At 49.3% G+C, this 20,265-nt stretch carries 18 protein-coding genes; 15 read left to right on the top strand and 3 right to left on the bottom strand.

All coding sequences use genetic code 11. From position 1 onward, the window contains the following. Positions 1–55 precede the first annotated feature (55 nt). Positions 56–517 (bottom strand): hypothetical protein, encoded by a 462-nt coding sequence (locus QQK89_RS03530; RefSeq protein WP_284237054.1) that lies wholly within the window; start codon positions 515–517, stop codon positions 56–58. Positions 518–865: 348 nt separating this feature from the next. Between QQK89_RS03530 and QQK89_RS03535 the strand changes: the two genes are divergently transcribed. The 11 genes from QQK89_RS03535 (at position 866) to QQK89_RS03580 (ending at position 12,984) form a co-directional block, all read left to right on the top strand. Next, complete coding sequence (locus QQK89_RS03535) at positions 866–1,285, top strand: hypothetical protein (RefSeq protein WP_284237055.1); 420 nt, start codon at positions 866–868, stop codon at positions 1,283–1,285. 129 nt (positions 1,286–1,414) lie between these two features. Continuing rightward, positions 1,415–1,495 carry a K(+)-transporting ATPase subunit F gene (gene kdpF / locus QQK89_RS29615; RefSeq protein WP_349816707.1) on the top strand — a complete coding sequence of 27 codons (81 nt, stop codon included), beginning with the start codon at positions 1,415–1,417 and terminating at the stop codon, positions 1,493–1,495. A gap of 31 nt (positions 1,496–1,526) precedes the next feature. Continuing rightward, positions 1,527–3,197: a potassium-transporting ATPase subunit KdpA gene (kdpA, locus tag QQK89_RS03540; RefSeq protein WP_434481620.1), complete on the top strand. Its 1,671-nt coding sequence runs from the start codon at positions 1,527–1,529 to the stop codon at positions 3,195–3,197. A 27-nt stretch (positions 3,198–3,224) separates the two neighbouring features. Further along, entirely contained in the window at positions 3,225–5,252 is a 2,028-nt protein-coding gene (gene kdpB / locus QQK89_RS03545) for a potassium-transporting ATPase subunit KdpB (protein WP_284237056.1), read from the top strand. A 24-nt stretch (positions 5,253–5,276) separates the two neighbouring features. After that, a complete protein-coding gene (gene kdpC / locus QQK89_RS03550) occupies positions 5,277–5,849 on the top strand; it encodes a potassium-transporting ATPase subunit KdpC (protein ID WP_284237057.1) in 573 nt (190 codons plus the stop codon). Positions 5,850–5,943: 94 nt separating this feature from the next. Then, positions 5,944–8,250, top strand: a complete 2,307-nt coding sequence (locus QQK89_RS03555) for a histidine kinase (RefSeq protein WP_284237058.1) — start codon at positions 5,944–5,946, stop codon at positions 8,248–8,250. 18 nt (positions 8,251–8,268) lie between these two features. Next, entirely contained in the window at positions 8,269–9,771 is a 1,503-nt protein-coding gene (locus QQK89_RS03560; protein WP_284237059.1) for an ATP-binding protein, read from the top strand. Further along, a complete protein-coding gene (locus QQK89_RS03565; RefSeq protein WP_284237060.1) occupies positions 9,768–10,469 on the top strand; it encodes a response regulator in 702 nt (233 codons plus the stop codon). The genes QQK89_RS03560 and QQK89_RS03565 overlap by 4 nt, the downstream gene beginning before the upstream one ends. A 190-nt stretch (positions 10,470–10,659) precedes the next feature. Next, positions 10,660–11,526 (top strand): ABC transporter substrate-binding protein, encoded by an 867-nt coding sequence (locus tag QQK89_RS03570; protein WP_284237061.1) that lies wholly within the window; start codon positions 10,660–10,662, stop codon positions 11,524–11,526. Between the two features lie 71 nt (positions 11,527–11,597). Next, positions 11,598–12,269, top strand: coding sequence for an amino acid ABC transporter permease (locus tag QQK89_RS03575; RefSeq protein ID WP_284237062.1), 672 nt, complete (start codon positions 11,598–11,600; stop codon positions 12,267–12,269). Further along, positions 12,262–12,984 (top strand): amino acid ABC transporter ATP-binding protein, encoded by a 723-nt coding sequence (locus QQK89_RS03580; protein WP_284237063.1) that lies wholly within the window; start codon positions 12,262–12,264, stop codon positions 12,982–12,984. The genes QQK89_RS03575 and QQK89_RS03580 overlap by 8 nt, the downstream gene beginning before the upstream one ends. Positions 12,985–13,059: 75 nt before the next feature. Here QQK89_RS03580 and QQK89_RS03585 read toward each other — a convergent pair whose 3' ends face one another. Continuing rightward, positions 13,060–14,325, bottom strand: a complete 1,266-nt coding sequence (locus QQK89_RS03585; protein WP_284237064.1) for an alkaline phosphatase — start codon at positions 14,323–14,325, stop codon at positions 13,060–13,062. Between the two features lie 143 nt (positions 14,326–14,468). Then, a complete protein-coding gene (locus QQK89_RS03590) occupies positions 14,469–14,969 on the bottom strand; it encodes a CAP domain-containing protein (protein ID WP_284237065.1) in 501 nt (166 codons plus the stop codon). Between the two features lie 107 nt (positions 14,970–15,076). Here QQK89_RS03590 and QQK89_RS03595 point away from each other — a divergent pair, with 107 nt between their 5' ends. The 4 genes from QQK89_RS03595 to QQK89_RS03615 all read left to right on the top strand — a co-directional run bounded on the left by QQK89_RS03595 (position 15,077) and on the right by QQK89_RS03615 (position 20,253). Continuing rightward, the gene (locus tag QQK89_RS03595) at positions 15,077–15,556 is read left to right on the top strand and encodes a GAF domain-containing protein (RefSeq protein WP_284237066.1); all 480 of its coding nucleotides are present in this window, start codon (positions 15,077–15,079) and stop codon (positions 15,554–15,556) included. 391 nt (positions 15,557–15,947) lie between these two features. Then, positions 15,948–16,934: a CobW family GTP-binding protein gene (locus QQK89_RS03605; protein ID WP_284237069.1), complete on the top strand. Its 987-nt coding sequence runs from the start codon at positions 15,948–15,950 to the stop codon at positions 16,932–16,934. A 109-nt stretch (positions 16,935–17,043) separates the two neighbouring features. Then, positions 17,044–17,523 carry a hypothetical protein gene (locus tag QQK89_RS03610; RefSeq protein WP_284237070.1) on the top strand — a complete coding sequence of 160 codons (480 nt, stop codon included), beginning with the start codon at positions 17,044–17,046 and terminating at the stop codon, positions 17,521–17,523. A 252-nt stretch (positions 17,524–17,775) separates the two neighbouring features. Next, positions 17,776–20,253: a bifunctional diguanylate cyclase/phosphodiesterase gene (locus QQK89_RS03615; protein ID WP_284237071.1), complete on the top strand. Its 2,478-nt coding sequence runs from the start codon at positions 17,776–17,778 to the stop codon at positions 20,251–20,253. Positions 20,254–20,265 lie beyond the last annotated feature (12 nt).

The raw sequence follows: 20,265 nt of genomic DNA on the forward strand, positions 1-20,265 counted from the left end.
TAATACCTAAAAAAGGATGTAACCTTACGCAGCAGGGTTACATCCTTTTTTTATTTTAAAACGAGAAATAAGACTGGGATTGCTCGATCAACTGGGCGCGTTCCCGCTGTGCATCCTCCCTATTTTGCCGTTTGACCGCAAAGGGATGTTGAATGTTCCATTCCAGATCCAGGACCGCCGTCTCGATAAGAGCTTGCCGTTCTGCTCCCCACTCTTCCTCCATGCCTTTAACCCTTACTACCGCCTCGGATATAGAAATTCCTTTTAATTGAATAAATACGTTAGCCCAGCGGATCAAGTCGAACTCTTTATGTACGCCGTGCAATAAATATTCAGCCCAACCATGGTATCCGTTGCACGATAGTTTCAACACGCCGCAGACGCAGTCGCTATCGATCCACGGCGTTTGTTTTTGGATTTGTTTATTGTCAAACCGGTAAATTTCAATCAACCGGATGCTATCGTTTATGGTTAGGCTTGCCGCTTTTTGAAGTTCAGGATCGGTATATTTCAGCATGAAAGACACACTCCTCTTTTATTTGGCAACCAGAAGTTGCTGAGAAGTATGTTACGCCTCGCAATCTCCTTCGTAAACCGGCATCTTCGCGGGAAAAATCCGAAATACCGGTCCTCCGGCTATAATCCAAGTATTTAAACCACGCAAAACAACCATTTCATCCATTTGCGCCTATGTTTCTTCTATTTACTCCTCTTCTGAAAAAAATGCCAACGGCTCTCTATTTAACCGAAAGCGATTTTTATGTTTTTTTTATGCTTCATAGCGAGATCTTTACCCTTTTTTTATGCGGGGTCGTATTATCATAACCCTATAACGAAGCAGGTACGGGGGAGTGAAACGGATCGCATGAATCATCGGGAGGTTACCCTTGTCTCCGCCCCAACTGCAGCAGGCGAGAACTTTATCAAATTGCTGCTGCTCAAAGGAATTCCGTTTGCCGCATTGGTGAATAACGCAGAAGAGAAGAACCGTCTGGCTTTATTGGGTGTAGAGCAATTTATACTCCTCGACACCAAATCGCGTGAACCATGGATGATTCCCGATTTCCCGATCGGCAACATTTATCTTTTTGAGAACACGCTGCCGTTATGCTGCCGGTACATTCAAATTTGCCGCGGCTGGTCATCTAAGCGATTGATTGTGATTACGGGGAGGATGAATCCAAGAGGGATCTACAAAGGGTTGGGAGCAAATGAAGTTATTTATTCGAAAAGCGACAATTTGTCGTTTTTGGTTTCCGATTCGCTTGATTCAATTAAACAGTAAAGTTTCTATTAAAGGAGAAATGGATATGTGGGATGTTGGGATGGTGGCATTGGTTGTTTTTATGACGGTATTAATGGTCGGACTTTCGGCCTGGGCGGGCCATGTTATAGATGAAGGAAGTGGGAAACCATGATTTGGGTTCTTGCAGCAATTGTTGCGGCTATGTTTGTTTACTTAGCTTATGTTCTGATCAATCCGGAAAAATTTTGACAGCTGATCCTCAGAAGGGAAGGTTTAACGCATGATTAACTTTTTAGCCATTATTGTGCCCGTACTTATCGTCATCCTGCTGGCGCGGCCAACAGGACTCTATGTTGCCAAAGCCTTTAAATATGAACGAACCGGATTAGACAAGGTGTTTGGTCCCGTCGAAAGACTTATATACAAGGCTGGGGGAATACGCCAAGACAATCAGAACTGGAAGCAATACGCGGGTTCGCTTGTGCTGACCAATGCCGTCATGATCGGGCTGGTGTATCTGATATTCCGAATTCAGGCGTATCTGCCGCTTAATCCAAGCCATGTCGCCAACATGGAGCCTACACTCGCTTTTAATACGGCGATTAGCTTCATGGCCAACACCAACCTGCAGCATTACAGCGGGGAAAGCGGTTTGTCTTATCTTTCTCAAATGATTGCCATCGTATTTATGATGTTTACGGCTCCTGCTACTTCGCTTGCGATAGCGATTGCTTTTATCCGCGGTTTAACAGGCAGGCCGCTTGGCAATTTCTTTGTGGATCTCATTCGTTCCATCACGCGGATTTTGCTGCCGATCGCCTTTGTAGCAGCCTTTGTCTTTATTGCGGTTGGCGTACCGCAGACGCTGGAGCCATCGGTTGTGGCGAAGACCGTTGAAGGCGCAGAGCAGATTATTGCGCGCGGACCCGTTGGCTCTTTCTTGTCTATCAAAGAGCTGGGGAATAACGGAGGCGGATTTTTTGGCGTCAACTCGGCGCATCCGTTTGAGAATCCGGACAACATCAGCAATATGCTGCAAATGATTTTGATGATGCTGGTGACGACGGCACTTCCTTTTACGTATGGCAAAATGGCGGGCAATGCCAAGCAAGGACGGATCTTGTTCGTATCGATGCTGATGATGTTTATCGTCACGCTTGGTATTTCCCTTACTTCCGAATATGCGGGTAATCCGGTGCTGAACGCGCTTGGCATCGATCATCACCAAGGCTCCATGGAAGGGAAGGAAGTACGGTTTGGCGTCGCGCAATCTTCCTTGTATTCAGTTGTTACAACGGCTTCGGAGACAGGCGCGGTCAATACGATGCACGATACGCTAACGCCAATCGGCGGTTTGATAACGATCGGCAACATGATGCTGAACACCGTGTTTGGCGGGATCGGCGCAGGATTCATGAACGTATTAATGTACGCGATTATCGGCGTTTTCTTATCCGGATTAATGGTCGGCAGGACGCCGGAGTTTTTGGGCAAAAAGATCGAAGGCAAAGAAATGAAGCTGATTGCCGTCACGATGCTGATCCAACCGCTGCTCATTCTTGCTCCGACAGCCATTGCTCTGGCGGTATATCCGGAGACCATCTCCAATCCCGGTTTCCATGGCTTGACGCAAGCCTTGTACGAGTTCACTTCATCTGCTGCCAATAACGGCTCCGGATTTGAAGGATTAGGCGACAATACGACGTTTTGGAATATATCTACCGGTATCGTCATGTATCTCGGCCGTTTCTTCTCCATGGTCACCTTGTTAGCGGTAGCTGGCTCTTTGCTCGCGAAGAAGACGGTTCCCGAGACGACCGGGACATTCCGTACGGATACGGGATTGTTTGGCGCCGTATTCCTTGGTTCGGTCATTATCGTTGGGGCATTGACGTTCTTCCCGGCTGTTGTACTTGGACCTATCGCTGAATATTTGACCTTAAAGCCTTAAGCATAGAGGGAATTGGAGGAGCTTGTCATGAGTCAGAGAAAATCCATGATGGATGGAACGATTGTACGCAATGCGGTCAAAGAAGCTTTTCTCAAGCTGGATCCCCGGGTGATGATCCGTAACCCGATCATGTTTGTAGTCGAAGTAGGTTTTATCATCACCTTATATCTATGCTTTGATCCCCATGCCTTTGGGGGCGAGGTTCCGGTATGGTTTAACCTAATCGTTGCGCTCATTTTGCTTATTACCATCTTATTTGCGAATTTTGCGGAGGCGTTGGCCGAAGGAAGAGGCAAAGCGCAGGCCGACTCGCTCAAGAAGTCGAAAACCGATATTACGGCTAACAAATGGACCGGCACGGGTATCAAGCAAGTGCCTTCTACGGAACTCCGCAAAGGAGATATCGTCATTGTCTCGCAAGGCGAGATGATTCCAGGCGACGGCGAAGTGATCGAAGGGCTGGCTTCGGTCGACGAGTCCGCGATTACGGGGGAATCGGCTCCGGTAATCAAAGAGGCCGGCGGCGATTTCAGCTCGGTGACGGGGGGCACGCGCGTCATCAGCGATAGCATTAGAGTTAGAATTACAAGCGATCCGGGCGAGTCTTTCCTGGATAAAATGATCGCGTTGGTCGAAGGCGCCAAACGGCAAAAGACGCCTAACGAGATCGCGCTTAATACGGTACTGATGAGCTTGACTATTATTTTTCTGATCGTTGTTGTAACGCTCCCGTTTTTCGGCAATTATTTGAACGTGGAAATTGAGGTGCCGGTATTAATCGCCTTGCTTGTCTGTTTGATTCCTACAACAATCGGCGGTTTGTTATCCGCGATCGGCATAGCGGGCATGGACAGGGTTACGCAATTTAACGTGCTGGCGATGTCGGGTAAGGCGGTTGAAGCAGCCGGCGATATTAATACGATTATCCTGGACAAAACCGGGACTATCACCTACGGTAACCGGATGGCAAGCGAATTCATTCCGGTCGGCAAGGAAACCGTCGGTTCCGTTGCGGAATGGGCGGCCGTAAGTTCCATGAAGGACGAGACTCCGGAAGGGCGTTCCGTGCTTGAGCTGATGAAAAAACAAGGTTTGTCCTATGAAGAGTCTATAGCTGAAGGCGGAGAGTTCATCGAATTCAAAGCCGAGACCCGCATGAGCGGAATCGATTTGAAAGACGGCCGCAAAGTTCGCAAAGGCGCGGTAGATGCCGTAAAAAGATGGGTCGAGGCACAAGGCGGCGTTATTCCTTCGGATTTGAGCCCCAAAGGCGATGCGGTCGCCAAGCAAGGCGGAACGCCGCTGGCCGTTGCGGTGGATAACCGCATCTATGGCGTTATTTATTTGAAAGATACCGTAAAACCCGGGATGAAAGAACGTTTCGAGCAAATGCGCCGGATGGGCATCAAGACGATTATGTGTACGGGCGACAATCCGCTTACCGCCGCAACGATTGCTTTTGAAGCGGGCGTTGACGATTTTATTGCCGAGAGCAAACCGGAGGATAAGATTGCGGTAATCCGCAAAGAGCAAGCGGAAGGCAAATTAGTGGCGATGACCGGCGACGGAACCAATGATGCCCCAGCCCTTGCGCAGGCAGACGTCGGGATTGCGATGAATAGCGGTACGGTGGCGGCGAAAGAAGCTGCGAACATGGTTGATCTGGACTCCGATCCTTCAAAAATCATTGAAGTAGTGTCAATCGGCAAGCAGCTGCTCATGACAAGGGGCGCGCTTACGACATTCAGCATTGCTAACGATATCGCCAAATATTTCGCAATCATTCCGGCGATGTTTATGCTCGCGATTCCTCAGATGGATGCTTTGAACGTGATGAGGCTGGGTTCGCCGATGTCGGCGATTTTGTCCGCGCTCATCTTTAATGCTCTCATTATTCCGCTCCTTATTCCGCTTGCGATGAAAGGCGTTGCCTATAAGCCGATGAGCTCCTCGCATTTGTTGAGACAAAATCTTCTTATTTACGGCTTGGGAGGCGTGGTCGTACCTTTTATCGGCATCAAATTAATTGATCTTCTTGTTCATTTATGGGTTTAAATAGAAGAAAGGTTGCTGAATACAATGAGAATGTTAGCGACAATCATCCGCACGAGCTTGGTTCTGATGCTGGTATGCGGACTTTTATACAATCTTGCGGTGACGGGGATCGCCCAAGCGATGATGCCGCATCAAGCAAGTGGCAGTCTCATTAAAGGAGACGACGGAGAAATTATCGGTTCCGAATTAATCGGCCAGAACTTTAAGGATTTGAACGATTTCCAAGGCAGAGTATCGAGTATTGACTATAATGCGGAGGGCTCCGGAACGCCAAACTATGCGCCATCGAACGAGGATATGATTAAACGCACGGCAGAGGCGGTTGAACAATGGAAGAAGGATAATCCGGATGTTCCCGTAAGCGAGCTCCCGATTGACCTTATCACGAACTCGGGATCGGGCCTTGATCCGAATATCAGTCCGAAGGCGGCGAGCACCCAAATTCCTAGAATCAGCAAGTTGACCGGCATTCCTGCACAGGAGCTGCAAGCGCTGGTTGAAGACAACACCAAACCAAGGGAGCTTGGTTTTCTGGGCGAGCCGGTCGTCAATGTTCTGCAGTTGAACCTCGCTTTGCATGAGCGGATCGCCAAATAGTTGGACCTCCCTGCCTGTCAAGCTTTACGGGCGGGGATCTTCCGTTTTCAAGCCATTCCATTCACTTTGATCACTTAAGGAAGCGGGGACAGCTATGGAAAGCTTTCATCGAAAAACGCCGGAACAAATTTTAAAGTCTATTTCCAAACTTCATTTCGGTAGGTTGAAGGTTTATATCGGCGCCGTTAGCGGATCAGGGAAAACGTATCATATGCTGCGGGAAGGCCATTCCCTGAAGGCGCAAGGGATCGATGTTGTCATCTGCGCCGTATCTACGATGCAGCGTCCGGAGACGCTTGAGCAGATCGGAGATTTGGAACGGATTCCGAGCATCCATTGGCGGGAGGAAGGCGTGGAGAAGAAGGATTTGAATCTGGAGGCCATACTCGCGAGAAATCCGGAGGTGGTGCTCGTTGACGGATTGGCTCACCGGAACCGGCATAACGGCCAATTCGGCACGCGGCTGGAGGATATCAAGTTTCTGCTGAATAAAGGAATCGGCATTATTGTTACTGCCAATGTGTATGAGCTGGAGGATGTCCGGGCGGTAGCGAGCAAACTTACGGGCATTGAAGTGCCGGAGACGGTTCCCGGAGATACATTGGAGCTTGCCGATGAAGTCGTGCTTATTGACGTGACGCCCGAAACGCTGATCAACCGGGTGGCAGAGGGGAATTTGCAAGGCCATAACAAAAAGGTACTGGAAAGAGGCAATTTGGCCATTTTGCGCGAGTTGTCTCTTCGGCTTGTGGCGGAAGGCGTAAACGATTCGCTCGTGAAATACCGGGAAGAATTAGGTTTGCTTGGTTCCTCGGGAGTAGCGGAGCGGATTCTGGTCTCCACGCAATACCATTGGAACGGCTCCATCTATGTACGCCGCGGGCAGCAGATTGCCAAACGGTTAAACGGCGACTTGGTTGTCGTAACGTTTGTGAAGCCGAATCATGAGCTTGGCAAAGAAGCGGCAGCTTTTAAACGTTCCATCATTAAGCTTGTTGAGCATATTCGCGCAGAATTCGAGGAGCTTCCGTTACGTTCGAGAAAAGCTTTGCCGGCCGCCCTTGTCAGCTATGCACTGAAGAACAACGTTACCCGAATCGTGTTAGGCCATTCCAAGCAAACGGTTTGGCAGGAGTTTTGGCAGGGATCAATCGTTCATGATATGCTGAAGTTGACTCGTAAGGTTGACATCTTTATCGTCGCGGACCGCGCGGAACATGAAGGCGAACGAATTCTGCCCGCGAAGATAGCCAGGCCCGAGGAAGAGGCGGATTTGTTCCGCCGCTTAAGTTCGGATGAGCTGGAGAACAAAATAAAACAAATTCGGCGCGGGCAGTTCAAAATCTATATCGGCGCTGCCCCGGGGGTAGGGAAAACTTACACGATGCTGCGGGAAGGCAACGACCTGCTGCGCAAAGGGATCGATGTGTTTGTCGGCTTGCTTGAGACGCATGGACGCAAAGACACGCAGTCGCAAACCGGCGACTTGGAAGTATTGCCAAGAAGGCAAATTGACTATCGGGGGAACATCCTTGAAGAAATGGATACCGATGAAATCATCCGCCGCAATCCCGAAGTTGTATTAGTAGACGAATTGGCTCACAACAACGTGCCCGGAAGTTTGAACAAGAAACGTTACGAGGATATTTTGCGGCTCTTGGCAGCGGGGATTTCGGTTATAACAACGGTTAACGTTCAGCATTTGGAAAGCTTAAACGATGCCGTAGAGCAAATTACCGGCGTACGGGTTAGGGAAACGGTGCCGGATCATATTTTGCGATTGGCCGATGAGGTTCAGCTGATCGATGTTACGTCCCAATCGCTTCAGGAACGCATGAGGGCAGGGAAGATATACGCGATGGACAAAGTCCCTCAAGCGCTGAGCAACTTTTTCAAGACCGGGAATTTGATTGCGTTACGGGAGCTTGCGCTCCGTGAAATTGCCGATGACGTGGATGAGAGACTAGAAGCTTGGCAGCGCAGCACTTCATTAAGAGGGCCGTGGCGACGCAAGGAAGTCATCTTTGTCTGCGTGAACAATACGCATCAGGCGGAAAGGCTGATCCGAAGAGGGTTTCGAATCGCTTACCGCCTTAAGGCTTGTTGGTATGTCACCTGCGTTCAGACGGAAAGCTTGCGGGGAGCCGAGGAACAGATGAAGCAGCTGGAGACCCTTCGGAAACTTACGGAGCGGCTCGGAGGCATATTCGAGGTTCAATCGGCGCTAAGGCGGAAGGATATTCCTAGCGTTCTGGTTGCGAAGGCGAAGGAATGCCAAGCGACGCAAATGATTATCGGTCAATCCAGAGCATCCTTATGGAAGGAGTGGCGGCAGGGCTCGATCGTGAAGGACTTGATCCGACTTGTCCGGCATTTGGATGTTTTGGTTGTGGCTGATTAAGGACAGGATGTGCAGAGGTTGAAGCAAAAGCAGGCGTATCTTTGGATTACCGCGTCGACGGTAGTTCTCGTTATTATATTAAAAAGCATCAGCTGGATGACGCCGGATCTGGTCAATATCGCTCTTATCTTTTTGCTGCCCGTTATCCTAAGCGCGATGTACGGAGGCAAATGGCCTTCGTTTTATGCTGCCGGCATTGGTGTTTTGGCGTTTGACTTCTTTTTCGTGCCGCCGTTTATAAGTTTTTCCGTTGAGGATATTCGTTACTTGTTTTCATTCGTTATCTTTCTGATTGTTGCTGCCCTTACCGCGAGCTTGGCTGCCCAATTAAAGCAACAGCTCCAATTCGCGAGACAACGCGAAGCCTATACCGCTTCGTTATATGAGATAAGCAAGGAGATCGGGGCTATAACGGATCTCCATTTGCTGCTGGAGAATGTTTCTTTGAAAGTGTCGCGGACGGTGCATGCGCAGACTGCATTTTGCTTGCCTAACCAGAAGAATGAATTGGAGATTGCCGCGCACTCCCCCGAGTCTTCCAAGCTGGGGCAGAGCGAGATGGTTATCTCGGAATGGGTGTACCGGAACGGGAAGATGGCCGGCCGCGGGACCGATGTTCTTAGAGAATCGCAAGGGCTGTACATCCCGCTGCAAGCGGAAGATCGAACGTACGGCGTACTCGCGGTCATTCTCGAAGACAGCGAACTATCCGATGAGACGCTTCGGTGGCTGGAGGCGCTGGGGGGACTTGCCGCAAGCGCAATTGCCCGAGTCAAGCTAAGCGAAGAAGCCAAACTTGCCCATTTGACGGCAGAATCGGAAAGACTTCGCACGGCGATTCTCGATTCCGTGTCGCATGAACTGCGGACGCCGCTGGCCACGGTTATAGGCTCCGCTACCGCGATGATTGAAGAAGACGGACTTTTTTCGCCGGAGGATAAACATGATCTGCTGATCACGATCAGGGATGGAGCGCTTCGCATGAATCGCCTCGTTTCCAATCTCCTTGGCATGGTTCAATTGGAGAGCGGGATGTTGCGCCTTCGCAAGAGATGGTGTGATGTGGAAGATATCATTGGAGTCGTGCTGAAGCAGGTGAAGGATTACCAGCAGCATCGCAAAATACGCGTACGGCTACCGGAGCAAATGCCGTTGATTCTAGGCGATGAAGTGTTGCTCGAGCAGGTATTGGTGAACGTGGTGAGCAATTCGATTAAGTATTCGCCGGATTTCAGCGAGATTATTATTGAAGCGCAAGTAGGAGGAGCGACCGTATCGCTCTCCGTTGCCGACGCGGGAATAGGTCTCGAAGAAACGGATGGGGAACGAATTTTTGATAAATTTTATCGTGCGGACCAAACCAAACACGTTCCGGGAACGGGCCTCGGGCTTGCGATCTGCAAAGGCATTGTGGAATTGCACGGGGGAACCATTTCGGCTAAGCCCAACCCGGAGAGAGGGACGATTATTACGATTTCACTCCCGTTAAATGAAGCAGAGGAGGACTGGAAGACGATATGATTACGCCTGAGAAAGGAGCCCGAATTCTTATTATTGACGACGAGCCCCAAATTCGGAAGCTTCTGAAAGTTGCGTTGCAAGCCCATCATTTTGAAGTTCATGAAGCGGGGAGCGGGGGAGAAGGGATTATGAAAGCTTCGGTTGAGCATCCTGAACTGATCGTACTCGATTTGGGCTTGCCGGATATGTCGGGAATGGACGTTCTAGAGCGCGTGCGCGAGTGGTCCGGCATTCCGATTATCGTACTGACGGCCAAGGAACGCGAAGAGGATAAAATATTGGCGCTCGACAGCGGCGCGGATGATTACGTCACCAAACCATTTGGCATGGGGGAGCTCGTTGCCCGAATTCGGGTTGCGCTTCGGCATGTAACCAAGACGACAAGCGAACCGGTTTTGCAATTCGGGAACTTGCTCATCGATCTGGCACAGAGAAACGTAGAGCTGAATGGCGAGCGGATCAAGTTGACCCCTACGGAGTACGATCTGCTTAAACTGCTTGCTTCGAATGCGGGGAAAGTATTAACCCAGAAACAATTATTGCAGCAAGTTTGGGGAAGTCATCTTACGGAATCCGGCGGCCAATACTTGCGGGTATACGTCGGCCATTTGCGCAAAAAGCTGGAAGAAGATCCTACAAGTCCGAAGTATATTACAACGGAACCCGGGATCGGTTACCGGTTTGTCGCCCAAGAATAACTTAATGGCAAGAACCGGGGTAGGATTGACATGAAATTGGGTATCCTTCCATAGAAGGCTGTTTTTAGGAATGGAGGGAAGAGCAGAGAAACTGAAAATTTTGGGAGAAAAAACCTGTATCTTTATACGTAAATATGAATTATAATCAACTGGTTTTCTAATTATCAACACACATCAGGAGTGGAATGACATGACGTTGAAAAAAAGTTTAGTTCTTATTTTGACTTTAGTTGTTGTGTTCACGCTGGCGGCATGCGGCGGGAACAACAAAGGAAATAACTCTTCTTCAAACGCTTCCGAGAGCCCGGCTGCTTCCGCGGATAACGGTGCGGCAGAAGCGACAGGCAAGCTGGCGGACATTAAAAAAGCCGGCAAAATCGTTCTTGGCACAAGCGCCGAATATGCACCGTACGAGTTCCATAAGAACGTTGACGGTAAAGATACAATCGTAGGCTTTGACATCGAGATTGCGAAAGAGGTCGCAAAGGATCTTGGCGTTGAACTTGAAATTAAAGATATGGACTTCGGCAACCTGCTCGCAGAGCTGAAGCTGGGCAAGATCGACTTCGTGATCGCGGGCATGACTCCGGACGAAGAGCGTTCGAAAGCGGTAGACTTCTCCAAAATTTATTATGACGCGAAACAAGCTGTTCTTGTGCGCGCTGCAGATAAAGACAAGTTTATGACAATGGCTGACCTGGAAGGCAAAGCGATTGGCGTTCAAATGGGTTCTACGCAAGAGAAAATCGGACAAGGCATCAAAGGCGCCAAGCTGAAGTCGTTGGGCAAAACAACGGATCTTGTTCTTGAGCTGAAATCGAAAAAAGTAGATGCTCTCATTGCCGAAGCTCCCGTAGCTCAAGGTTATGCAAACACGAACAAGGATCTTGCGTTGACGGCTATTGCTCCTGAGTATGAAGCTGGCGGTTCTGCGGTTGCGGTTAACAAAGGCGAAGCCGATCTTCTGGCTGCAATTCAAAAAACGCTTGACCATCTGATCGCGGACAAGAAGATTGATCAATGGGTTTCGGAAATGACGCAAGTCGCAGAGCAATAAGAACGTGTTGGGGAAATAGGGGATAAAGCCGCTATTTCCCTTTTTAAATAGAAAAGGCAGGGTTGAACAACATGGAGTTAGCTTACCATTTTGATTTTTCTTTTCTGAACGACTATGGTTCATACTACTGGACAGGCATTAAGAAGACGCTCGAGGTAGCTTTGCTTGCCGTGCTTAGCGGTCTTGTATTGGGTACCCTTGTATCGCTTCTTCGCCTTTCCGGGCTATGGATTTTCCGTTTTGTCGGTTCGGTATTTGTTGAAATTATTCGCGGGACACCGCTTCTCGTCCAGTTATTCCTGTTCTATTACGGACTTCCGATATTTCTCGGCTTTGATATCGGAATCTTTACGGCAGCCTATCTGACGCTTACCGTGAACAGCGGCGCGTATATCGCGGAAATTATGAGAGCCGGCATCCAAGCGGTTGATAAGGGACAAATGGAAGCGGCACGGTCGCTTGGGATGTCGAAAGGTTTGGCGATGCGCCAAATTATTCTTCCTCAAGCTTTCAAGAACGTATTGCCGGCGCTTGGCAATGAGTTTGTTGTTGTTGTTAAAGAGTCTTCGATCCTGTCCGTTATCGGATATGGCGAATTGACTTATCAAGCGAACGCGATTCGCGGGGCAACCTTTATTTCCCTGGAGCCGATGCTCGTGTCGGCGCTTATCTATTTCGTCTTGATCTTTACGATGTCCAAGCTGCTTGGCATTGGCGAGCGGAGGTTGAATACAAGTGATTAAAGTAACGGGACTTAAAAAATCATTCGGCAAAGCAAACATTCTGACCGGCATTGATGCGGAGATCGCCCAAGGCGAGGTTGTTGTTGTCATCGGGCCAAGCGGATCCGGAAAAAGCACGTTCCTTCGTTGTCTGAATTTGCTCGAGACGCCAACGGACGGCGTAATCGAATACGAAGGCAAACGCCTTACGGACCGTAACGTAAACATTAACGGGCTGCGTCAAAGCATGGGCATGGTGTTCCAGCAGTTCAACCTGTTCCCGCACAAGACGGTGCTGCAGAACATCACGCTTGCTCCGATCAAAGTGCAGAAGAAATCGAAGGAAGAAGCGGAGAAAATTGGCCTCGAGCTGCTCCGCCGCGTAGGTCTGGAGGATAAGCGGGATGCTTATCCGAATCGTTTGTCCGGCGGACAGAAGCAGCGTGTAGCGATCGCTCGCGCGCTTGCGATGCGTCCTCACGTCATGTTGTTCGACGAGCCGACCTCGGCGCTTGACCCGGAAATGGTCGGCGAGGTATTGGATGTTATGAAGTCGCTCGCGAAGGAAGGGATGACGATGGTCATCGTAACCCACGAGATGGGCTTTGCCCGCGAAGTTGGCGACCGGTTGTTCTTTATCGACGGCGGTCAGATCGTGGAGCAAGGAGCTCCTCGCGAAATATTCGGCAACCCGCAGCATCCTAGAACGAAAGAGTTCCTCAGCAAAGTGCTGTAAGGAACCGCACCATACAGCAAAGAGGCTTCCAATGGCTGATTGGCCATGGAAGCCTCTTTTTTATACCCGTATAGCTTATTTCTTAACCGTGATGCCAAGCGCTTGCGCAAGCTTGTTGAAGATTGAAGTGTTCTCATAAATGCCGGTGAACAGCTCCGAACCGGCGCCTGTTGCCGTTACCGGTACGTCTACGCCAGTATGGCCGGAAGTTGTCCAGTCAACGATAAAGCTCATCTTGGAGTTCGCGATCGCAAACGGGCCGTCTTCTCCGGAGATTGTTTGACCGTCCGTGGACTCGTCCGTTGCATCAACCTCTTCTACCGAGAAGCCGCCTGTCTCATGGTCGGCAAGGACAAGCACCAGCGTGTCCGGATGTTGCTTCGCAAAGTCTTTCGCTACTTTGACGGACTTGTCCAATTCCTGGCCGGCTTTGATCGTCAGCTTGGCGTTATTGTTATGGGCCATTTCATCCGTGGCTTCTTCTTCAACCATCAGGAAGAAGCCTTTTTTGTTTGCGGAGAGAGTGTCCAGCGCTTTTTTGGTCATATCGGGCAAGGAGACGATTGGATTGTATACGTCGCCTTGGCCTTCCGGCTTTTGCTGGAACATTTCTTCGTTAGCGAACAGGCCAAGCACTTTGCCTTTTGCTTTGGTCATGTCCGTTTTGTTCGTTACGTACGTATAGCCAAGCGACTTAGCTTTTGCTACCAGATCGCCTTGCGTCCCTTTGCTTTTCTCGGACGGGTCAGCAGGCGTCTCATCCTTGAAAGCACCGGCTTTGCCGGCCGGATACCAGAAGTCTTCGCCGCCGCCGAGCAGAACATCCACTTTGGACTTTGTCAAATATTGCAGGGCGATGTCGCTTTGTTTGGAACGGTCGAGAACATGGGAAGCAAAAGCGGCCGGCGTTGCATCGGTAATTTGGCTTGTTGTGACAAGGCCGGTAGACATGCCTTTATCCTTGGCATATTCCATGATCGTTTTTACGTTCTTTTTGTTAGCGTCAACGCCAACTGCGCCGTTGTACGTTTTAACCCCGCTTGCGTAAGCGGTAGCAGAAGCAGCCGAATCCGTAATGGCCGTCGTGGAGCTTGTATGAATAAGGCCGACATAAGGCATGGCATCCATCGCCAGCTGGCCGCTCTCGCCTACCGTGGCAAGGCGAATAGCGTCGCGTTGAGCAGTGCCCATGCCGTCTCCTACGAACAATACAACGTTTTTTGCTTTTTGCGTAGCTGCATCTGCTTGATTACTCTTCTGAACACCCGCATAACCTGTAACAACAAGGGCGGCAGCAGCGGTGCCGAATAATGCCGTTTTCCAAACTTTTGCGCCTTTCATTCTAACATCTCCTCCTATTTGAATCTCTCTGGTTCAATTGCATCTTACAGAGCTTCTATTAGGAGAATGTATCGAACAAGTGAAGCTTGTGTAAAAAAATGACATAACTAGGAATAAAGATAGAGGTTTTCTCGAAAACAGACCTAAAGTCTTACAAACTCCTGTACCCAATAAGTCCGGTATCGGCTATCCGTTGTCCCGGGGGCATAACCGACTCCCATATGCGTGAATTTAGGCGATAAAATATTGGCCCGGTGGCCCGGACTGTTCATCCATGCTTCCATTACCAAGGCCGGCGTCCGCTGCCCCGCGGCGATATTCTCGCCGTAAGCCGTCCATTCCACGCCAAATTGCGTCAACATTTGCCCCGGCGTGCCGTACGTAGGGGATATATGGTCGAAGTAATTATTATCGCGCATATCTTGCGCTTTTGCTTCGGCTGCTTCGAAGAGTACTTCCAATCTCGCAAGAGGAGGCAAGCCGGCTGCTTCTCTCTCTTGATTGACAAGGGCAAATACTTCATCTTCAAAGCTTTCTTGCAAAGGATAGAGAAGATCTGCTTTCGTACTTTTGGCTCCCGTAGATTTCGCGCCTGCGTTTTTCGTAATCGTCTTCTTATTTACGGTGGTTTTCTTCTTCGTCACCCAAATTATCCCCCTAATCGCTCATGCCGCTGGAATATGATATTCTATTCATACGATCAAGTAAGGTTTGGATGGTTGGTCAGGTTGATAGAGTAGGAGTGAGTTTTATGTTTAATGAAAGCTTATATACGGGCACAAGAGAAGAGAATTATACGCTTCTTATTAAACAGTTGACGGGACTGGTAGAGGACGAGCGCAGCCGGATCGCCAATTTGGCGAATGCGTCGGCCCTTCTCGGACAGTTTCTGGACGATATTAATTGGGTTGGTTTTTATTTATTGGAAGAAGGCGAGCTGGTGCTTGGTCCTTTCCAAGGAAAGCCGGCTTGTACGCGGATCAAGGTAGGCAGAGGGGTATGCGGAACGGCAGTTGCGCGGGAAGAAGCTGTTCTGGTGGAGGACGTTCATCAATTCCCCGGACATATTGCTTGTGACAGCGCTTCGAATTCCGAACTTGTTATTCCGCTCTATAGCGGCGGCCAGATCATTGGCGTGCTCGATATTGACAGTCCTTCCTTCAGCCGGTTCGACGAGACGGATCTGCGTTATCTGACTTCGTTTAACGAGCGTTTGGGCGAATATCTGTAGAACGATTGTAAAAAGGATACATGCTCATTTCCTTTAACCATGTGCATCCTCCAGCCAAAAATGAGCAAACGCACAATTTTGGTTAATGCCTATACTCAATTGGGTTAATGATCATAGGATACTGTACATTAGTTAAAGGAGATGAACAAATGAGCTACGGAGTAAGTCCTGTTGCAGGTGCTGGTACTGGTTGTGGATACCCGTATGGTGGTGGCGGCAGTTCTTTTGGATTCGTTCTTGTCCTCTTCATACTGCTAGTTATCATAATCAGATCCGTATGGTTATAAGTTCTTAAATAAAAGAAGCTGCCCTCGCCATCCCAATGGCCGAGGGCAGTTTCTTTTGTTTTGCGATATAATGAAAAGAATGACAGAAGGAAGGGATTGCACAAATGAACAAAACGATTGTACCGATTTATTTGCTGTCCGGTTTTCTTGGCAGCGGTAAAACAACCTTGTTGACCGGATTGCTTAACCGCTGGCAAGCGCAAGGACTTAAAGCGGCGGTCATTATGAATGAACTTGGCGATATTAACCTGGATGGCCAGATGGTCGGCGAGGATGTTCCGATGTCGGAAATGCTGAGCGGCTGTATCTGCTGCACCATCCGAAGCGACCTTAGCCTGGAGATCAAGACACTGGTCGATACGCATCAACCCGATATTATTGTTATTGAATCAACTGGCGCGGCTAATCCGATGGAGATTATGGACGGCGTGACGGAAGCGGCTATGTACTGCCGGATTGAGCTGCAGGGCGTCATTACGGTCGTGGACGGTCCGGAGCTCTTGCAGCGCAGCCGAAGCGGCATAGGCAAAACGTATAAGCTGATGCGCGAACAAATCCGGTGCGCGACAAGACTGCTGCTTAACAAGGCGGACAAGCTGGAGCTTGGCGAGTTGGTAGAAGCGCAGCAGCTGATTAGGGAAATGAATGAAATCGCCCCTATAAAGGCAACCATCCGCTGCGAAATAGACGACTGGTCGTTCCTTGACCGCAATGCGGAAGATGCCGCCCAGCTATCCGTTGTCCATAAGGAAGACAGCGGACAGGCCCATCATGATGGTCATCACCATACGCACGACCATGTGATGGTGATGACCTATTACATGAACGGAGCGGTTGACAGCGAGGCATTCGAAGAATTTCTGAAGCGGCTGCCGGACGATGTGTACCGGGCGAAAGGAATCGTGACGTTCTCGGATACGGCAAGCCGGTTTCTTTTCCAATACGCTTACCGGGAGACCGATTTTATCCGAATAACGCCGCAAGGCGAAGTGAATGATGTTGCCGTGTTTATCGGGGAGCATTTCTCGAAGGAGAGTTTGCAGGAGGAGCTCCGGAAGCTTGAGCAAGGAGTGCTTCATTCGACAGAATAGCCGATCTGCCGACATCTGCATGTCTATCCATTCGAATGCTTGGGAAAAATAATCCATGAGGAGCAATAAAGCTCTGCATCACGAATTGGATAGGAAGGTGTGGCAAGGCATGAATAGAAAATGGATCATCGGTGCATTCGCAGCGACTATGCTGCTGCTATCGGCTCCGGTCTACGCGGCGCAGCCGGAGGAGAAGGCACCTGCAGCTCAAGATAACCGCATGGAGGATGGCGGCAAGCATGGTCATCATCATGACGGGATGCTCGGCAAGAACAGAGAAGAGCACCGGATGGAGAAGCTCCGTTATATGGCCGATTATTTCGGCATTAAGACGGATGGCAAGTCGGCGGACCAGCTGAAGAAAGAGCTGGAAGCAGCGAAGCAAAAAGATAAAGCGAAATGGGAAGCTTTCAAAACGGAGCATAAAGCGAAAATTTTGGAGCATCTGCGCGAGAAAGCAAAAGAAAACGGCATCGCAACAGAGGGGAAAACGGCGGAGCAGCTTCGCGAGGAGCTTCATAAGCTTCACCGTATGCACCATAAAGGCGATCTGTCTCAGGAACCACAACGGGACGTTAAGCAGGGCTAAACGACACCGGGACCATAGCATTAGAAGAAAAGAGGTTGCGCAGGAGCGATTGGTTGCCCTGGCAGCCTCTTTTATTTCTTTTGTAGTGGAAAACAACATCATTCGACAAGAATATGTCGAATGATTGATTATTTTGTCATATAATTAGCTAGGTTTTCGTTGTATTTATCTTTATTTGTCAAGTATACTAGAACCATATCATAATTTGGAAAAACAAAGAAACGTAGGTCTTAAGTCAGAGGGGGTAGCGCTTTGAGGAACATAAGGCTCAGCATCGCACAGAAACTTATTACCGCATTGGGAGCACTAATGCTGTTGTCTTATTCTTTAATGGTTACTTTCTACTTGAACAAGCTCTACGATAGTAGCCTGCAAAATGGCGAGCTGCTAGCGCAAAAACAATCTATATCCTATATCGACGAATTCACCCAATCTATTAATAAAAGTCTGGCTTCATTAACAACCGTCAAGGACGCGTTGCTTCAAATGCGGACGGATTCCGTGCAAAACCGTTCTTATGCCGTACATATGCTGGAATCGGTCGTCCGGCATAATCCCGATCTGATTGGCGCATACACGGTATGGGAGCCGGATGCGTTTGACCATAAGGATGCGGAGCACAGGAGCGCCGGCAGTTATGATGACGATACCGGCCGGTTTATTCCTTATGTCCTGCGTCACAATGACGGTTTGAAGACGATTGCGACCGTTGATTATAACAAGCAAGACAATGATGGGGACTTTTACCGGATTGCCAAGCAATCGGGAAAGTTTACTTTGCTGGATCCCTATCCATACGAGCTGGACGGCAAGGAGATTATTGTAACGTCCTTTATTTTACCCTTAATCGATGATAACGGACGGTTTCTCGGCATTGTTGGCGGCGATATTTCACTCCAGACCGTGCAGGACAAAATCCGTAAAATCCGTCCTTTGAACGGACATGCCAGCATCATTACCTCTAATAACGCATACCTTGCAAACGGCGCCTATCCGGATCTGGTTAGGAAGCCTTATGAAATGTGGCCAGGCGGAGGTTCCATCAGCGATTACAAACAAAACTTTACGACCATTCAATATACGCTCGATCGTTATGCGCCGGGGCAAATGCTTCGTATGCTCATTCCGATCGCCATTCAGGATTCTACCTGGCATTTCGAAATGGTTATCCCGAAGAGCAACATGCTTACGCAGTTCTACTCTTCCCTGTGGAGTTCGATTCTGATCGGCGTCGCTATGCTCCTGATCATGTCTTTATTGGCTTTGCTCCTGCTGCGGAAGATTGTACTCGAGAATATTAACAAAGTCATTCAAGCGACCTCTGCCGTTGGACATGAGAAGCTAAGGCTGGATATCCGGACCAATGACGAGTTTGAGACGATGGCCCATCATTTTAACCGGATGGTCGAATTCCGCGCGGAAGCAGAGCATTTGATTCAGCATCAGGCTACGCATGATCTTGTGACGGGGCTTCCCAACCGGTATGGCTATACGCGGTATATGGGGACGAAAGCGGGAAGCAAGGGGCATGTCACTTTGCTGTATATTGACGTGGATCGGTTTAAGATTATTAATGAAACACTCGATTATACGATGGGGGATTTGCTTCTTAAGCAGCTTGGCAAGCGGATTGTCGAAGCGACCGGCCATGCTGGCCAAGTATACCGCTTTGGCGGTGATGAATTTATGGTCCTGCTTGACGAGATCGGCCATTCGGAGGAAGCGTCTGCGATTGCCACGCGGATTCTAAGCGTCATTGCCGAACCAATCAAGATGAGAGGGCGGCTTATGTATTTGACGGCAAGCATCGGGATAAGCACGCGGCAGGAATGGACAAGGGAGACGGGCGACAGGCTTGTGAAGGAAGCCGATATTGCTTTGTATGTCGCGAAGAAGCGGCGGAATACATACAAGCTGTATTTACCGATGATGAACAATGTGCCAACGAAAGAGATTGTACTCGAGAGCAGCATGTTTGAGGCGCTGGAGTCGAATCAGTTCATGCTCCATTATCAGCCGAAGCTGGAGATCGGAACGGGCCGGATTCATGGCGTTGAGGCGCTTTTGCGCTGGAAACATCCGGAGTTTGGCATGGTTTCCCCGCTTGAATTTATTCCGATAGCGGAGAAGACCGGGTTTATTATTTTGCTTGGGGAATGGGTACTTAAGACTGCATGCCGGCAAGTGAAAGTATGGGAGCAAATGGGGATGGATTCGATTCTGGTCAGCGTGAACATGTCGATGATCCAGTTCCAGCAAAGAGACATTGTTGCCAGCATCCAGTCGATTATCGCCGAAGCCGGCGTTCGTCCTGAGCAGATTGAGCTTGAGCTTACCGAATCGATTTTTATGGAAAATCCGGAGCAAACGCTGCAAATCCTGCACGAACTTCAGTCGCTTGGGCTTAAACTTTCCTTGGATGATTTCGGTACCGGTTACTCCTCGCTAAGTTATTTGCAGAATATCCCGATTCATTATTTGAAGCTCGACAAATCTTTTATTCGGGGAATCGTGACGGATATCCGCAAGCAGAAGATTTTCAAATCGCTTGTCGTGATTGCCCATAACCTTAACATGAAGGTCGTCACCGAAGGCGTCGAGACGACGGAAGAATTGCAAATTATTAAAGAGCATAAGTGCGATCTGATGCAAGGTTATCTGTTTAGTCCGCCAGTTGCTCCGGATCGGTTCGCAGAGCTATTCCGTACTTCCAAAGCTTCAGGTGAATAACGGATATGAACA

It is taken from the genome of Paenibacillus glycanilyticus (assembly GCF_030161375.1).
GTDB lineage: Bacteria > Bacillota > Bacilli > Paenibacillales > Paenibacillaceae > Pristimantibacillus > Pristimantibacillus glycanilyticus_B.

Coding starts and splice junctions, on each gene's coding strand:
- QQK89_RS03530 (WP_284237054.1), bottom strand. CDS start 517: ATGCTGAAATATACCGATCCTGAACTTCAAAAAGCGGCAAGCCTAACC.
- QQK89_RS03535 (WP_284237055.1), top strand. CDS start 866: ATGAATCATCGGGAGGTTACCCTTGTCTCCGCCCCAACTGCAGCAGGC.
- kdpF (WP_349816707.1), top strand. CDS start 1,415: ATGATTTGGGTTCTTGCAGCAATTGTTGCGGCTATGTTTGTTTACTTA.
- kdpA (WP_434481620.1), top strand. CDS start 1,527: ATGATTAACTTTTTAGCCATTATTGTGCCCGTACTTATCGTCATCCTG.
- kdpB (WP_284237056.1), top strand. CDS start 3,225: ATGAGTCAGAGAAAATCCATGATGGATGGAACGATTGTACGCAATGCG.
- kdpC (WP_284237057.1), top strand. CDS start 5,277: ATGAGAATGTTAGCGACAATCATCCGCACGAGCTTGGTTCTGATGCTG.
- QQK89_RS03555 (WP_284237058.1), top strand. CDS start 5,944: ATGGAAAGCTTTCATCGAAAAACGCCGGAACAAATTTTAAAGTCTATT.
- QQK89_RS03565 (WP_284237060.1), top strand. CDS start 9,768: ATGATTACGCCTGAGAAAGGAGCCCGAATTCTTATTATTGACGACGAG.
- QQK89_RS03570 (WP_284237061.1), top strand. CDS start 10,660: ATGACGTTGAAAAAAAGTTTAGTTCTTATTTTGACTTTAGTTGTTGTG.
- QQK89_RS03575 (WP_284237062.1), top strand. CDS start 11,598: ATGGAGTTAGCTTACCATTTTGATTTTTCTTTTCTGAACGACTATGGT.
- QQK89_RS03585 (WP_284237064.1), bottom strand. CDS start 14,325: ATGAAAGGCGCAAAAGTTTGGAAAACGGCATTATTCGGCACCGCTGCT.
- QQK89_RS03595 (WP_284237066.1), top strand. CDS start 15,077: ATGTTTAATGAAAGCTTATATACGGGCACAAGAGAAGAGAATTATACG.
- QQK89_RS03605 (WP_284237069.1), top strand. CDS start 15,948: ATGAACAAAACGATTGTACCGATTTATTTGCTGTCCGGTTTTCTTGGC.
- QQK89_RS03610 (WP_284237070.1), top strand. CDS start 17,044: ATGAATAGAAAATGGATCATCGGTGCATTCGCAGCGACTATGCTGCTG.